This is a genomic window from Azospirillum sp. TSH64, from assembly GCF_003116035.1.
Classification (GTDB): domain Bacteria; phylum Pseudomonadota; class Alphaproteobacteria; order Azospirillales; family Azospirillaceae; genus Azospirillum.
Genome location: NZ_LGQW01000015.1, coordinates 1,495,876 through 1,509,547 on the forward strand (window position 1 = coordinate 1,495,876; position 13,672 = coordinate 1,509,547).

At 69.3% G+C, this 13,672-nt stretch carries 13 protein-coding genes; 5 read left to right on the plus strand and 8 right to left on the minus strand.

The annotated features are described in order from the left end of the window. On the minus strand, positions 1-2,313 hold a 2,313-nt coding region (locus TSH64_RS08360; RefSeq protein WP_109452412.1), incomplete at its 3' end, for a hybrid sensor histidine kinase/response regulator. A 260-nt stretch (positions 2,314-2,573) separates the two neighbouring features. Here TSH64_RS08360 and TSH64_RS08365 point away from each other — a divergent pair. Continuing rightward, entirely contained in the window at positions 2,574-2,999 is a 426-nt protein-coding gene (locus TSH64_RS08365; protein ID WP_199237510.1) for a TerB family tellurite resistance protein, read from the plus strand. Positions 3,000-3,055: 56 nt separating this feature from the next. On the opposite strand, the gene lysA is transcribed toward TSH64_RS08365, so the two are convergent. The 3 genes from lysA to argH are packed head-to-tail and all read right to left on the minus strand — an operon-like array spanning position 3,056 to position 5,918. Further along, the gene (lysA, locus tag TSH64_RS08370) at positions 3,056-4,315 is read right to left on the minus strand and encodes a diaminopimelate decarboxylase (protein WP_109452416.1); all 1,260 of its coding nucleotides are present in this window, start codon (positions 4,313-4,315) and stop codon (positions 3,056-3,058) included. A gap of 32 nt (positions 4,316-4,347) precedes the next feature. Next, entirely contained in the window at positions 4,348-4,554 is a 207-nt protein-coding gene (locus tag TSH64_RS08375; RefSeq protein ID WP_109096351.1) for a hypothetical protein, read from the minus strand. Continuing rightward, positions 4,551-5,918, minus strand: a complete 1,368-nt coding sequence (gene argH / locus TSH64_RS08380) for an argininosuccinate lyase (RefSeq protein ID WP_199237770.1) — start codon at positions 5,916-5,918, stop codon at positions 4,551-4,553. The genes TSH64_RS08375 and argH overlap by 4 nt, the downstream gene beginning before the upstream one ends. 170 nt (positions 5,919-6,088) lie before the next feature. Between argH and TSH64_RS08385 the strand changes: the two genes are divergently transcribed. Both TSH64_RS08385 and TSH64_RS08390 read left to right on the plus strand, forming a co-directional pair. After that, positions 6,089-6,709, plus strand: a complete 621-nt coding sequence (locus TSH64_RS08385) for a TlpA disulfide reductase family protein (protein WP_247872819.1) — start codon at positions 6,089-6,091, stop codon at positions 6,707-6,709. Positions 6,710-6,768: 59 nt separating this feature from the next. Further along, positions 6,769-7,524, plus strand: a complete 756-nt coding sequence (locus TSH64_RS08390; protein WP_109096354.1) for a cyclic nucleotide-binding domain-containing protein — start codon at positions 6,769-6,771, stop codon at positions 7,522-7,524. A 147-nt stretch (positions 7,525-7,671) separates the two neighbouring features. On the opposite strand, the gene TSH64_RS08395 is transcribed toward TSH64_RS08390, so the two are convergent. After that, positions 7,672-8,616 carry a LysR family transcriptional regulator gene (locus TSH64_RS08395; RefSeq protein WP_109096355.1) on the minus strand — a complete coding sequence of 315 codons (945 nt, stop codon included), beginning with the start codon at positions 8,614-8,616 and terminating at the stop codon, positions 7,672-7,674. Between the two features lie 121 nt (positions 8,617-8,737). On the opposite strand from TSH64_RS08395, the gene TSH64_RS08400 reads away from it, so the two are divergent. Then, complete coding sequence (locus TSH64_RS08400; RefSeq protein ID WP_109096356.1) at positions 8,738-9,289, plus strand: hypothetical protein; 552 nt, start codon at positions 8,738-8,740, stop codon at positions 9,287-9,289. After that, a complete protein-coding gene (locus tag TSH64_RS08405; protein ID WP_109096357.1) occupies positions 9,286-10,269 on the plus strand; it encodes an NAD(P)H-quinone oxidoreductase in 984 nt (327 codons plus the stop codon). The genes TSH64_RS08400 and TSH64_RS08405 overlap by 4 nt, the downstream gene beginning before the upstream one ends. Before the next feature lie 64 nt (positions 10,270-10,333). On the opposite strand, the gene TSH64_RS08410 is transcribed toward TSH64_RS08405, so the two are convergent. The 3 genes from TSH64_RS08410 to hyi form a co-directional block, all read right to left on the minus strand. Next, a complete protein-coding gene (locus TSH64_RS08410; protein WP_109096358.1) occupies positions 10,334-11,623 on the minus strand; it encodes a glycerate kinase in 1,290 nt (429 codons plus the stop codon). A 105-nt stretch (positions 11,624-11,728) separates the two neighbouring features. Then, complete coding sequence (gene glxR, locus TSH64_RS08415) at positions 11,729-12,613, minus strand: 2-hydroxy-3-oxopropionate reductase (protein WP_109096359.1); 885 nt, start codon at positions 12,611-12,613, stop codon at positions 11,729-11,731. Positions 12,614-12,649: 36 nt separating this feature from the next. Further along, positions 12,650-13,444, minus strand: a complete 795-nt coding sequence (gene hyi, locus TSH64_RS08420) for a hydroxypyruvate isomerase (RefSeq protein ID WP_109096360.1) — start codon at positions 13,442-13,444, stop codon at positions 12,650-12,652. Between the last annotated feature and the right edge of the window lie 228 nt (positions 13,445-13,672).

The window sequence follows — 13,672 nt, forward strand, 5'->3', positions numbered from 1 at the left end:
TGCCTGAGCCTGGGCTGCCGTCTCCGCCCGCCGGCCGGCGACGCGGGCAAGCTGCCGGCGCAGGTCGTCGATGGAGAAGGGCTTGGCGATCATCGCCACGTCGGGGCCGAAGCCGGCAGGCGTGCCGACGGCATGGGCGGCAAAGCCGGAGGCCAGCAGAACCGGCAGGCCCGGGCGCATGCGGGCGGTGTGCCGGGCCAGTTCCGTCCCGTCCATGCCCGGCGGCATGACGACGTCGCTGAGCAGCAGATCGAGCTTCTCCGGCCCGTCCAGTACCACCAGCGCTTCGTTGGCGTTGGTCGCCGCGATCACCCGATGGCCCCAGCCGCGCAGCAGCCCGGAGACCATGTCGCGCACGGTCGGGTCGTCGTCCACCAGCAGGATCGACAGCGGTCCGGCCGGCGGCGGGGAAAGCGCAGGCGGCAAGGGCTGGGCCGCAGGCTGTGCGGGGACGGCGGGGGCGATGGCTGGGCGGGTGATGGCCGGGCTGCCGGCGGCGGCCGGCCGGGCCGGCGGTGCCGCTGTCCTGCCCGAAGCCTCCGCCGGCAACAGGCGGTTCGCCGGCAGCCGCACCGTCACCGTGGTGCCGACGCCCAGCGTGCTGCGCAGCGCCAGCGTGCCGCCATGCAGCTCGACCAGCCGCTTGGTCAGCGGCAGGCCCAGCCCGGCGCCCTCCACCCCGCGGTGGTCGGCGCTCTCGACACGGGCGAAGGGTTCCAGCACGCGATCCAGATCCTCGGCCGGGATGCCCAGCCCGGTGTCGGTGATGCGGATCACCGGCGTGCCGTCCTCCAGCAGGGCGGACAGGGTCACCGATCCGCCGGACGGCGTGTATTTCACCCCGTTGGCGATCAGGTTCAACAGGATCTGGCGGATGCGGCGGTCGTCTCCGCGCAAGGCACTCACCGCCGGCGCCACCACCGCCGACAGCAGCACGCCGGCGCGCTCCGCCCGCGGGGTCAACATGCGGACGGCGAAATCCGCCGCGTCCTCCAGGTCGCAGTGCCCCTCCTCGAGGGTCAGCGCCCCGGCTTCCGCCCGCGCATGGTCGAGGATCTCGTTGATCAGCTCCAGCACATGCTGGCCGCTGTCGCGGACATTGGCGGCATATTGCCGGTAGGATGGGGTGCCGACCGGCCCCTCCGCCTCGCGGGCGATCAGGTCGGCGAAGCCGATGACGGCGTTCAGCGGCGTGCGCAGCTCGTGGCTCAGCCCGGCCAGGAACTCGCCCTTGGCCCGGTTGGCGGCCTCGGCGGCCTGCCGGGCGCTCTCCGCCATGTCGCGGGCCTGGTTCAGCGCGGCGGCGAGCCGGGCGCTCTCGTCGCGTTCGGCGCTGGTCCGCTCCACCGCGTTCCGCGCCTCGGCCAAGGCGACCTGCGCCTTGCGCTCGCGGTCGAGATAGCGCATTCCCCAGGCCAGCATCCCGAGGACCGCCAGCAGGCCGACCAGGGTCTCCACCACCGTGTGCAGGGTGCGGGTGCGCCACACGGCCATCGCCTCGTCCCGGTCGATGCCGGCCAGCACCACCAAGCCATAGTCGCGCACGGTCCGGTAGGCGGCGATGCGCAGAACCCCGTCCAGCGGTGACAGCGACAGGTACTGCCCCTCCGGCGCCTCGCGCAGCCGGGACTGGAACAGCGGCGCTGCGGCGACCGTGCGTCCGGCCGAGGCTTCGGGCTCCGGGCGGCGGGCGACCACCTCGCCGTTCGGCCGGTAGACGGCGATCAGCGGATCGAACTCGAAACCCGGAATGCTGTAGAAGTCGGTCAGGTGGTTCACCCGGATCGATACGGATGCCACCCCGACGAAACGCCCCTCGTCATCATGCAGCGGGCGGGAAACCGGAAAGACCAGCGGATAGGCCCCGGTGCGGACCGGCTGCGCCGCGCCGATGTGCAGGCGCGTCCCGCCGCGCAGGGCCTCCAGACCGGTCCGGTCGGCAAAATCGGCGATGCGGTTGGGGAAGCTGGCCGATTCGAGCACGGCGCGGCCGTCGGCGTCGTAAATCCAGATGGCATCGGCGCCCTCGACCTGGGCGGCATATTCGCGCAGACGGGCCCAATGCTTCAGGTCGCGCAGCTTCTCCAGGCCGCGGGCCTCCGCCACCATGGCCGCCGCCTGGTCGAGCGCCACGTCCGCCGTCCGCACCGTGCGGCGGACATGGTCGTCGACCAGCCGGGCCATGTCCTGCACCAGGGCGAAGCGGCGCTGCTGGGTGTCCTGGTAATCGTAATAGACCCTGTGGGCCGCGTTGCCCGCCAATGCGGCCAGCACGACGACCACCACCAGCGCGCCCCGTAGGAAGCGTCCCACAAATCCCCCTTTTGTGTGCCGATGCGCGATGCGGCCCGCCCGAAACTTCACATCCAAACTATCACGAAACCGGGGGAGCGGCTGTGCTATTCGAGCGGGAGGGGGCTTGGGGTTTGCCCCGATGGCCGGACAGTTTCAGGGGGCTTGCGGGACCGGAAACGCCCGCCTCATTCAAAAAAAATCGCGCCGCCCCTCCTCTTGCGCGGCCTGTCCCATGGGCCCAAATGGGCGGGCGTCTGAACCATTGGGGAGGTCGAACGATGGGTCTGTTCGATATGTTCAAGGGCAACGCGCCGCTGGAGATGAATCCGCGCCGTGCGCTGGTGGTGTCGCTGGTCTACTGCATGGGGTCGGATGGCGAGATCGACCCGGAGGAGGTCGGCCATCTGGTTTCCGTCCTCGGCCGCCGCGCCTCGCGGGAGGAGCTGGACGGCTGCCTCAAATATGCGCGCAGCACCCCGCCGGACAGCTTCCTGGCCGAAGTCGCGCCGAAGCTGAACCAGCAGCAGCGGCTGTGCATCCTCTTGAACATGATCGACAGCGCCATGGCCGACGGCGAGGCGGAGCAGGGCGAGCGCGACCTGATCATCCGCTTCCAGCAGGCATTCGGCTTCGACGACGCCACGTTGCGCCCCTATTTCGAGGCACTGACCGCGAAGAACGCCCGGTTCGTGCTGGATGCCTGACGGGGACCGCCCCCTCTCCGATGTGGAGGGGGCGCCAGTCCTTTACAGCCAGTCCCTTACAGCCAATCGGGCACCCGCTCGGCCGCCAGCATCTCCTCCACCGTCGGGCGGGGGCGGATGACGGAGAAGCGGTCGCCGTTGACCAGAACCTCCGGCACCAGCGGCCGGGTGTTGTAGGTCGAGGCCATCACCGCGCCATAGGCGCCGGCCGACAGGAAGGCGACGAGGTCGTCGTCGGCCAGCGGCGGCAGCGGGCGCTGAACGGCGAAGGTGTCGCCGCTCTCGCACACCGGGCCGACCACGTCGTAGGGCTCGGCAGCTGCGTCGGCAGCGGGTTCCGCGACGGGCACGATGCCGTGATAAGCGTCGTACAGCGACGGGCGGATCAGGTCGTTCATCGCCGCGTCGACGATGGCGAAGCGGCGGTGCAGCCCCTGCTTCACATAGATGACGCGGCTGACCAGGATGCCGGCATTGCCGACCAGCGAGCGGCCCGGCTCCAGCGTGATCCGGCAGCCGAGATTGCCGGTGATCGAGCGCACCATCGCGGCATAGTCGGCCAGATCGGGCGGCGCCTCGTTCTTGTAGGTGATGCCGAGCCCGCCGCCGAGATCCAGGCGCTGGATGTCGTGGCCGTCCTCGCGCAGCTGGTGCAGCAGCGCCGCAACCCGCTCGTAGGCCGCCCGGAAGGGGGCGAGGTCGGTCAGCTGCGAGCCGATATGGACGGCGATGGCGACCGGCTTGATGCCCGGCAGGGCCGCCGCGCGGCGGTAGATCTCACGCGCGTGGTCGTAGTCGATGCCGAACTTGTTCTCTTTCTTGCCGGTGGCGATCTTGGCGTGGGTCTTGGCGTCGACGTCCGGGTTGACGCGGAAGGCGATGGGAGCCTCCACGCCCATGGACGAGGCGATCTGGCTCAGCGCCTCCAGCTCCGGCACCGATTCCACGTTGATCTGGTGGATGCCGGCCTCAAGGGCGGCGCGCAGGTCGTCGCGGGTCTTGCCGACGCCGGAGAAGACGATGCGCTCGGGCGGGATGCCGCCGGCCAGCGCGCGCTTCATCTCGCCGACCGACACCACGTCGCCGCCGGCCCCCAGCTTCGCCAGCGTGCGGATGACGGCGAGGTTGGAGTTGGCCTTCAGCGCATAGCAGACGCCGGCATCCTGGCCGGCGAAGGCGCCGGCATAGGCGTTGTAGTGCGACTCCAGCGCCGCGGTGGAATAGAGGTAGAAGGGTGTGCCCACCTCCCGCGCCACATCCTCCAGCGACACGGATTCGGCGTGCAGAACGCCGTTGCGGTAGGCGAAGACGCTCATGGGCGAGCCGTTCGGGGCACCGGTGCGGGCGGTCATGGGAACTGGACTCCGGAACCGGCCGGCTTACCGGGCTTCGGGTCCAGCGAGGGGTTGGGATAGGTGCGGGGGAAGGGATCGACCTGCCCTTCGGGAACCGGGCTGTCGACAGCCTTCGGCTTCTTGCCGCAGCCGGCCAGCGCCAGGGCGCCGGCCAGGGCGAGGACGGTCAGGGAGACGGAGCGGGGAAGACGGCTGTTCACAGGAAACGCTCCCGGGCGGCCTTCACCGCCTCCTGCACGCGGACGGGGGCCGGGCCGCCGAAGCTGGTGCGGCTGTTCAGCGACGCCTCGATGCTCAGCGCCGGATAGACGGCGTCGGTGATGCGCGGCTCGATGGCCTGGAGTTCGGCCAGCGTCAGGTCGGTCAGGCCGACGCGCCGGTCCTCCGCCGCCTTCACGGCGCGGCCGGTGACGTGGTGCGCCTCGCGGAAGGGCATGTCCAGCTCCCGCACCAGCCAGTCGGCGAGGTCGGTGGCGTTCAGGAAGCCGCGGTCGGCCGCCTCGCGCATCGCCGGCACGTTGGGCTGCATGTCGCGCACCATGCCTTCCATGGCGGCGATGCAGAGCGCCAGCGTGTCGTCGGCCTCGAACACCGGCTCCTTGTCTTCCTGCATGTCCTTGGAATAGGCCAGCGGCAGGCCCTTCATGGCGATCAGCAGGCTGTTCAAACTGCCGATGACGCGCCCGGCCTTGGCGCGCACCAGCTCCGCCGCGTCGGGGTTCTTCTTCTGCGGCATGATCGACGAGCCGGTGGTGAAGGCGTCCGACAGCTTGATGAAGCGGAACTGCGCCGAGCACCAGATCACGATCTCCTCGGCGAAGCGCGACAGGTGCATGCCGCAGATCGACGCCGCCGACAGATATTCCAGCGCGAAGTCGCGGTCGGACACCGCGTCCAGCGAATTGGCGGTCGGCCGGTTGAAGCCCAGCGCCTCCGCCGTCATGAAGCGGTCGATGGGGTAGGGCGTGCCGGCCAGCGCCGCCGAGCCGAGCGGGCATTCGTTCAGCCGGCAGCGGGCGTCGCGGAACCGGCTGCGGTCGCGCCCGAACATCTCGACATAGGCCAGCAGGTGATGGGCGAAGCTGATCGGCTGCGCCGCCTGGAGATGGGTGAAGCCCGGCATCACCGTGCCGGTGTGCTGCTCCGCCAGGTCGATCAGCGCGGTCTGCAGCGCGGTCAGGCCGGCGATGGTGCGGTCGATGGCGTCGCGCACCCACAGCTTGAAATCGGTCGCCACCTGGTCGTTGCGCGAGCGGCCGGTGTGCAGGCGCTTGGCCGGTTCGCCGATCAGTTCGGCCAGCCGGGCCTCCACATTCATGTGGATGTCCTCCAGCTCCACCTTGAAGGTGAAGCTGCCGGCGTCAATCTCTGCCTTTACGCGGTCGAGCCCGTCGATGATGGCGTCGGCGTCGGCCTGGGATATGATGCCCTGCTTGGCCAGCATCGCGGCATGGGCCTTCGACCCGGCGATGTCCTGGTCGGCGAGCCGCTTGTCGAAGCCGATGGAGGCGTTGATCTTCTCCATGATGGCGGCGGGACCGCGGGCGAATCGCCCGCCCCACATCTGGCTGGCGGCGGGTGCGGCAGAGCCGGTGGAGGCGCCGGTCGGGGCGGCGGAAGTCGGCGTGGTCTGATCGGCGCTCATGGGGACGGATACCGGGGCATTCGGGTGAAGGGGAGCGAGGAAGCGTGAGTATGCGGACTTTGACGGCGGTCGCAACGGTTTGTGTGTGCATGGCCGGGGCCGGCCTGTGGTGGAGCGCCGGTGCGGCGCCTGCTGCGCCGGAGGTGGTGCGGCTGGGCGCGTCCGACGCGGTCACGCCCGCCGCCTCCACCGGCGCCGACAAGCTGGAGAAGTTCAAGGGGGCGGAGCCCAAGCCGATGCCGCCCTTGTCCTTCGTCGATGCCGAGGGGCGGCGGGTCGATCTGGCCGATTTCAAGGACCGGGTGATCCTGCTGAACCTGTGGGCGACCTGGTGCGGGCCGTGCGTGAAGGAGATGCCGTCGCTCGACCGGCTCCAGGCCCAGCTGGGCGGCGACGCCTTCCAGGTGGTGGCGCTGTCGCTGGACCGCGGCGGGCGGACGGCGGTCGAGCCCTTCTACAAGAAGACGGGGGTGGAGCATCTGACGGTGTTCCTCGATCCGGGTTCGGAGTCGATGAAGGCGCTGTCGCTGCGCGGGCTGCCCACCACCATCCTGGTCGATCCCGAGGGCCGTGAGCTTGGCCGCGTCGAAGGGGCGGTGGAGTGGGATTCGCCGGAGGTCGTCGCCTTCCTGCGCCAGTTCCTGGGCCGTGGCGGCGGCACTGGCGGCGGGCCGGCCCGCGACCATGGCGTGATGAAGACCCGAGGCTGACGATGCGGCGGCCATGGGGTAGAGTGGGGAGATAACCTCCGCCTGTCCCGAGCCGCCCAATGACGCAGTCCGCCTCTTCCGGTCCCAAGCGCTACACCATCGAGCCCGGCATCGTGATGATGTTGCAGGGCGAGCGCGCCGACCGGGCATGGCTGATCGAATCCGGAGAGCTGGAGGTGCTGCTGACCGCCGCGGACGGCAGCGTCCGGCGGCTGGGGGTGGTCGGCAAGGGGGCGGTGGTCGGCGAGATGGCGCTGATCGACGATGGCGAGCGCAGCGCCACCGTGCGGGCGCTGACCGAGGTGACGTGCGTCGAGGTGACGCGGGAGGTGTTCCGCGGCCTGCTGAAGCGCAGCCCGCCGCTGGCGTCCTACCTGTTGCAGAGCCTGATCGCCGCCATCCGCCGCGACTATGGCCTGCCGCCGACCGAGCGGGTCGGCAATGCGGTGGATTTCCGCTCCACCAATTCGTTCCAGAAGGTGGCCGACCGCCGGATGATCCGCGAAGGGCACGTCTTCTTCAGCCCCAACGAGCCGCTGAACGCCGCCTATCTGATCCAGTCCGGCCGTGTCGCGTTCCGCCCCGGCCGGGGCACGCAGGACGAGGAGATCGCCAGCTTCGGGCCGGGCAGCCTGTTCGGCGAGATCTATCTGCTGACCGGCCGCAAGCCCGACGTCACCGCGGTGGCGGTGAGCGGCGGGGTTTGCGAGGTGATCGACAAGCGCAGCTTCGAGGATGCGGTGATGGCGATGCCGCCGATCCTGAAATCGCTGGCGCGGATTTACATCGCGCAGCTGACGAAGAAAGCGCAATAGCGGCAATTCCGTCGAGGACCGCTTTGCCGAGGTCCGGCACTGGACATCCGTCTCAGGTGGCGGACGTCGCCGGACACATGATGCCGACCTCCGTGGAGTCTTACGGTGGCGGCAAGGCCCGATTGTGCGATGCGTGCAAAACCGGGATCAGGAAGTCCAGACCGGTGGCGCACCGATCACCGTACGGATGGCGCTGCTCACCACCCGGAATTTCGCGGAGGGTTGCGCCAAGGCGCGCAGCAGGTGGATGCCCGTATCCGACATATTCCAAGATTCGGCTCCGGATTTGGCCCCGGATTCGGCGTCGAGAGTCAGGCGCAGGAGAGCGCCGGCACGAACGTCGGCCCCGACGACCCAATCCGGCAGAAAAGCAATGCCGATTCCGGAGAGAGCCGCGCCCCGCATCGCCTCGAAGTCGTCGCAGCGGAAGACCACGCCGGCATCCTGCCGATGCCCTGCCGGATGGCCGAGCACGTCCGTCCAGCCGAGCAGATCGGCGCCATGCAGCTTGTCGATCAGCCGGTGACCGGCGAGCGAGGGGCGGTCGGCCGGCGTCCCGTTGCGCGACAGGTAGTCCGGCGAGGCGACGAGGAGCCTTTTCTGTCCGGCGAGACGGGTGGCGATGAGCGTGCTGTCCGCCAGCTCTCCGATGCGGATCACCGCGTCGAGACGTTCGAGGACCGGGTCTGCCAGCCGTTCGGTCAGATCGAGTTCGACGGTCAGCCGGGGATGGTCCTGCATCGCCGCCTCCACCGCCGGGATCACATAGCGCTTGCCGAAGGTGGGAAAGCAGGCGAGGCGGAAGACGCCGGTCACCGTTCCGTCGAAGGCGGCGATCTCCGCGTGGGTGTCGGCCAAATCGTCCAGAAGCCGTTGCGCGCGTTCTAAAAGCCGCTCACCGGCATCGGTCATCGCCAGGGCGCGGGTCGAGCGCACAAAGAGCGGGACGCCGACGCTGTGTTCCAGCGCGTCGATCTGGCGGGCGATGGCGGACGGCGTGAGGCCGCGCCGCCGCGCCGCGTTGGAGAAGCTGCCGCCCCTGACCACATCGACGAAGACCGTCAGATGCTCTGCGAAGCGCGGATCGATCATCTTTGCGTTCCGAGCAAAAAGGTTTCGATGTCTGGCTGCATTCTCGCCCCTGCGGAGGCTGCGTAAGGTCCATTCCAACAGCCGGGCGCCGGAGCCCGACTGAGGTGAAATGGAGAGTACAATGAAAGTCCTGGATCGCATCCTGTCCCAATCCGCCTATTCGGCCGAAATCGACGTGCCGCTGGATCAGGTGGACATCGAGGAATGGCTGTTTTCACTGCCGGAGGCCGAATATCAGCGCTGCTGCGCACCCGACCATATCGCCGCCGGCATCACCACGACCGACGACGGTCGCCGGATGTCGATCAATGTCGAGATGATCGGGACTGGGCTGGTGGTCCAGCATTACGTCGCCGAGGAAGCCGGCCCGGCCTATGTGCGGATGAATTCGATCTCCGACGTCTTCACGGCGAATGGCCGCACGCAGGTCAATGTCGTCTGGGAATTGATGGCCGAAGCCATCGACAATGGCCGGACCCGCTACACCAACCGGGTGACCGCGCATCCCACGGATGTCTTCATGGAGTTTCTGGAGGCGCATCAACTGTCCTACGAAGCCGCCGCCGCCGCCCGTCAAGCCGCCGGTGGCGATCACAACCGGCGCGAGACGCCGCTTTTCGCGGCCAGCATTGCGCGGCGTGCAAAGGTGCGGGCGCTGGAGGGTGTGAAGTGAAGGCGGCGGTCTTCGAGGACTTCGGCCGGGCGGATGTTCTCTGCCTCGCCGAAGTGCCTGTCCCGGAGATCCGGCCGACGGATCTGCTGGTGCGGGTGCGTGCCGCCGGTGTGAACCGGGCCGATCTTCTGCAGCGGCAGGGGGTCTATGGGACGGAGACGTACGGCGACAGCCCGCTTCTCGGCCTCGAACTGGCCGGCGAGGTGGTGGAAGTCGGCGGGGCGGTGACGGGGTTCCGCCGCGGCGACCGGGTGATGGCGATCACCGGCGGCGGTGCCTATGCGGAGGTCGCGCGCGTCGATCAGGCGCTGGCTGTCCACATGCCCGATCATCTCGGCTTCATCGAGGCGGCGGCAGTGATGGAATCCTTCGTCACCGCCTATGAGGTCGTTGGACATCTGGCGGGTCTCGGCACCGGGCAGACCGTACTCGTCCACGCCGCGGCGGGTGGTGTCGGCTCCGCCATGGTGCAGGTCGCCCGCGCCTTGGGGGGCCGTGTCCTGGCGACGGCCGGTGCCGGTCGCCTCGGCGATGTCCTCTCGCTGGGGGCTGAGGCGGCGGTCGACTACCGGTCGGGGGATTTCGAGGCGGAGGCGCGGCGGTTCACGGCAGGCCGGGGGCTCGACGCGGTGGTCGATTTCATCGGCGGCGATACGCTTGCCGCCAACCTGCGCAGCCTGCGGCCGGGCGGGATCCTGGTGCAGGTCGGGCTGATGGGAGGCGGAGGCGATGCGTCAATTCCTCTCGGCCTGCTGCTTCACAACCATCTGCGGCTGGTGGGAACGGTGATGAAGTCACGGCAGCCGGATGAGAAGCGCGCGATGGTTCGGCGCTTTGCCGATCGCATGCTGCCGCTCGTCGCCTCCGGCACCCTGCACGCCGTGGTTTCGCAGGTGTTTCCCCTGGCGCACGTCGTGCAGGCGCACGAGGCGATGGAGCGCGGCGGCGGTTTCGGAAAGATCGTGCTTACAGTGCCTTGAGGTGACCTGCACAGGCGCACCTCTTTCCAGTGTTGGCCTCCGCCAGCCGCCTTTTTGCCGAACGTCAGGTCCGGTCGATGACGATCACCCGGAAATCGTTGACGTTGGTCCGCGTCGGGCCGGTGATGACCAGATCGCCGAGCGCCTTGAAGAAGCTGTAGCCGTCGTTGTTGGCGAGGAAGGCCTTGGCGTCCAGCCCCATCGCCTCGGCCCGTTTCAGCGTGTCGGGGCGCAGGACGGCGCCGGCATTGTCCTCCGTCCCGTCGATGCCGTCGGTGTCGAAGGCCGCCGCCCGGATGCCGGGATGGCCGTCGAGCGCCACCGCCAGCGCCAGCAGGAATTCGACGTTGCGGCCGCCGCGGCCCTGGCCGCGCACCGTCACCGTGGTCTCGCCGCCGGACAGGATCACGGCGGGCACCGGGGCCGGCTGGCCGTGGCGGGCGGCCTGCCGGGCGATGCCGGCATGGACCTTGGCGACCTCGCGCGATTCGCCCTCGATGGCGTCGCCGAGGATGACCGGGGTGTAGCCGCGGTCGCGGGCCAGCGCCGCCGCCGCCTCCAGCGCGTCCTGCGGGGTGGCGATGATGGTGGTCTCGGCGCCGGCAAGCCGCGGGTCGCCGGGCTTCGGCGTCTCGTCCTCGGCAGCCTCCAGGAAGGCGGCCACGGCGGGCGGCGGGGCGATGCCGTATTTCGCCAGGATGGCGCGGGCGTCGGCGAAGCTGGTCGGGTCGGGCACGGTCGGGCCGCTGGCGATCACCGACGGATCGTCGCCCGGCACGTCGGAGACCAGCAGCGAGACGACGCGCGCCGGGTGGGCCATGGCGGCGAGCCGGCCGCCCTTCACCGCCGACAGGTGCTTGCGCACGCAGTTCATCTCGCCGATGTCGGCGCCGCTTTTCAGCAGCGCCTTGGCGACGGCGCGCTTGTCCTCCAGCGTGATGCCGGGGGCCGGCAGCGCCAGCAGGGCGGAGCCGCCACCGGAGATCAGGCAGAGCACGAGGTCGTCGGCGGTCAGCCCCTGCACCATGTCGACGATGCGCCGTGCCGCCTCCTGCCCCGCGGCGTCGGGCACCGGGTGGCTGGCCTGCACCACCTCGATCCGCTCGGTCGGCAAATCGTGGTCGTAGCGGGTGACGACGAGGCCGGTCAGCGGCCCCGGCCAGTGGTCTTCCACCGTCTTCGCCATCGCCGCCGCCGCCTTGCCGGCACCGATGACCACCGTGCGGCCCTTCGGCGGCTGCGGCAGGGCAGCCGGCAGCCGGGTCTCGGCGGTCACCGCGGTGAGCGCCGCCTGGAACAGGTCGTGGAGCAGGGCGTCTGAAGCGGTGGCGGCAGCGGGGGCGGTGGCGGTCATGGTCGCTCGGGCGTCGTGGGTGGCTGGGCGCTTAGAATGCACGCGAATGGTTGGCAGGCCAATGGTTTGGGTGGGGCGCCATCATGTGACGGCGCCCCTGACCCCTCACTTCGACCCGACTTCGTGCCCGGCGAGCAGTTCCAGCGCGCGGAGCATGCCGGAATGGTCCCAGGCCGCCCCGCCCTGCGCGGCGCAGGCGTTGAACAGCTGCTGGCAGCTGGCGGTGTGCGGCAACGACAGGTTCAGCGCCTTGGCGCCGCTCAGCGCCAGGTTCAGATCCTTCTGGTGCAGCTCGATGCGGAAACCGGGGGTGAAGTTGCGGTTGATCATCCGCTCGCCATGGACCTCCAGGATGCGCGAGGAGGCGAAGCCGCCCATCAGCGCCTGACGGACCTTGGCCGGATCGGCCCCGGCCTTGGACGCGAACAGCAGGGCCTCGGCCACCGCCTCGATGGTCAGCGCGACGATGATCTGGTTGGCGACCTTGGTGGTCTGGCCGTCGCCGTTGCCGCCGACCAGCGTGATGTTCTTGCCCATCTTCTCGAACAGCGGCTTGACCGTGTCGAAGGCCTCCTGCGGGCCGCCGACCATGATGGTCAGCGAGGCGGCCTTGGCCCCGACCTCGCCGCCCGACACCGGCGCGTCGAGGTAGGAGCAGCCGAGATCGTTGATGCGCTTGGCGTATTCCTTGGTCTCGATGGGCGAGATCGAGGACATGTCGACCACGATCTTGCCAGCCGACAGGCCGGCGGCGACGCCGTTCTCGCCGAACAGGGCGGCGCCGACATGGGGGGTGTCCGGCACCATGGTGATGATGACCTCGGCCGCCGCTGCGACCTCCGCACCGCTCGGGCAGGGGATGGCGCCCTTATCGGTCAATTCGGCCGGAACCGGCTTGATGTCGTGGACGTAGAGCGTGTGACCGGCGTCCAGCAGATGCCCCGCCATCGGGGTGCCCATGATGCCGAGACCGATGAAACCGACCTTCATGACGATAGTCCTTCTCTTTGAATGGATGAGGGTGCTTCAGGCGTGCGCCGGTTCGGTCCTGTAGGGGGCGAACCAGCCGAGCCCCTCGTCCGTCGTCGTCTTCGGCTTGTATTCGCAGCCGACCCAGCCGCTGTAGCCGATGGCGTCCAGATGCTTGAACAGGAAGGGATAATTGATCTCGCCGGTGCCGGGTTCGAAGCGGCCGGGGTTGTCGGCCAGCTGGACATGGGCGATGCGGGCGAGGTTGGCCTCGATGGTGCGGGCCAGATCGCCTTCCATGATCTGCATGTGGTAGATGTCATACTGCACGAAGAGATTGTCGGAGCCGACCTTGGCGATCAGGTCCAGCGCTTGGCGGGTGCGGGTCAGGTAGAAGCCGGGGATGTCGCGGGTGTTGATCGGCTCGATCAGCAGGCGGATGCCGGCGCCGGCCAGCGCGTCGGCGGCATAGGCGAGGTTGGCGGTCAGCGTGCTTTCGGCGGTGGCGGCGTCGGCGCCTTGCGGCAGGATGCCGACGAGGCAGTTGACTTGGCGGCAGCCCAGCGTGCCGGCATAGTCGATGGCGCGGGCGACGCCGTCGCGGAACTCCTGCACACGGTCGGGCAGGATGGCGATGCCGCGCTCGCCGCCGCCCCAGTTGCCGGCCGGCAGGTTGTGCAGGACCTGGGTCAGCCCATGCTGGCGCAGCTTCTCCGCCAGCGCGTCGGCGGCGAAATCATAGGGAAACAGATACTCGACCCCACGGAAGCCGGCATCGGCCGCCGCGGCGAATCGGTCGAGGAAGGGATGCTCGTTGTAGAGCATCGTCAGGTTGGCGGCGAACTGCACCATGACCGAACTCCCGGTTACGCAAATCGGCCGCCGAGGATGGAGGGGCGGCCCTTGGGTTGGGAGCTTGACCGCCGCGCAGGCCCTTGAGCCAGTTCGCCGAACGGCTTTTTCACACAGCGGAAAGCGGGGTGCGCGAACGATCAGGCCCTGATCGGCCGTCCAGGGGCGTCGGCGGATGCCGCGGAACCTGATTGACGCATACGTCACCCTGAACTAGGATTTGCACTG

Coding starts and splice junctions, on each gene's coding strand:
- glxR (WP_109096359.1), bottom strand. CDS start 12,613: ATGAAGGTCGGTTTCATCGGTCTCGGCATCATGGGCACCCCGATGGCG.
- argH (WP_199237770.1), bottom strand. CDS start 5,918: ATGTGGGGCGGGCGATTCGCCCGCGGTCCCGCCGCCATCATGGAGAAG.
- lysA (WP_109452416.1), bottom strand. CDS start 4,315: ATGAGCGTCTTCGCCTACCGCAACGGCGTTCTGCACGCCGAATCCGTG.
- TSH64_RS08390 (WP_109096354.1), top strand. CDS start 6,769: ATGACGCAGTCCGCCTCTTCCGGTCCCAAGCGCTACACCATCGAGCCC.
- TSH64_RS08410 (WP_109096358.1), bottom strand. CDS start 11,623: ATGACCGCCACCGCCCCCGCTGCCGCCACCGCTTCAGACGCCCTGCTC.
- TSH64_RS08395 (WP_109096355.1), bottom strand. CDS start 8,616: ATGATCGATCCGCGCTTCGCAGAGCATCTGACGGTCTTCGTCGATGTG.
- TSH64_RS08385 (WP_247872819.1), top strand. CDS start 6,089: ATGGCCGGGGCCGGCCTGTGGTGGAGCGCCGGTGCGGCGCCTGCTGCG.
- hyi (WP_109096360.1), bottom strand. CDS start 13,444: ATGGTGCAGTTCGCCGCCAACCTGACGATGCTCTACAACGAGCATCCC.
- TSH64_RS08365 (WP_199237510.1), top strand. CDS start 2,574: ATGGGTCTGTTCGATATGTTCAAGGGCAACGCGCCGCTGGAGATGAAT.
- TSH64_RS08400 (WP_109096356.1), top strand. CDS start 8,738: ATGAAAGTCCTGGATCGCATCCTGTCCCAATCCGCCTATTCGGCCGAA.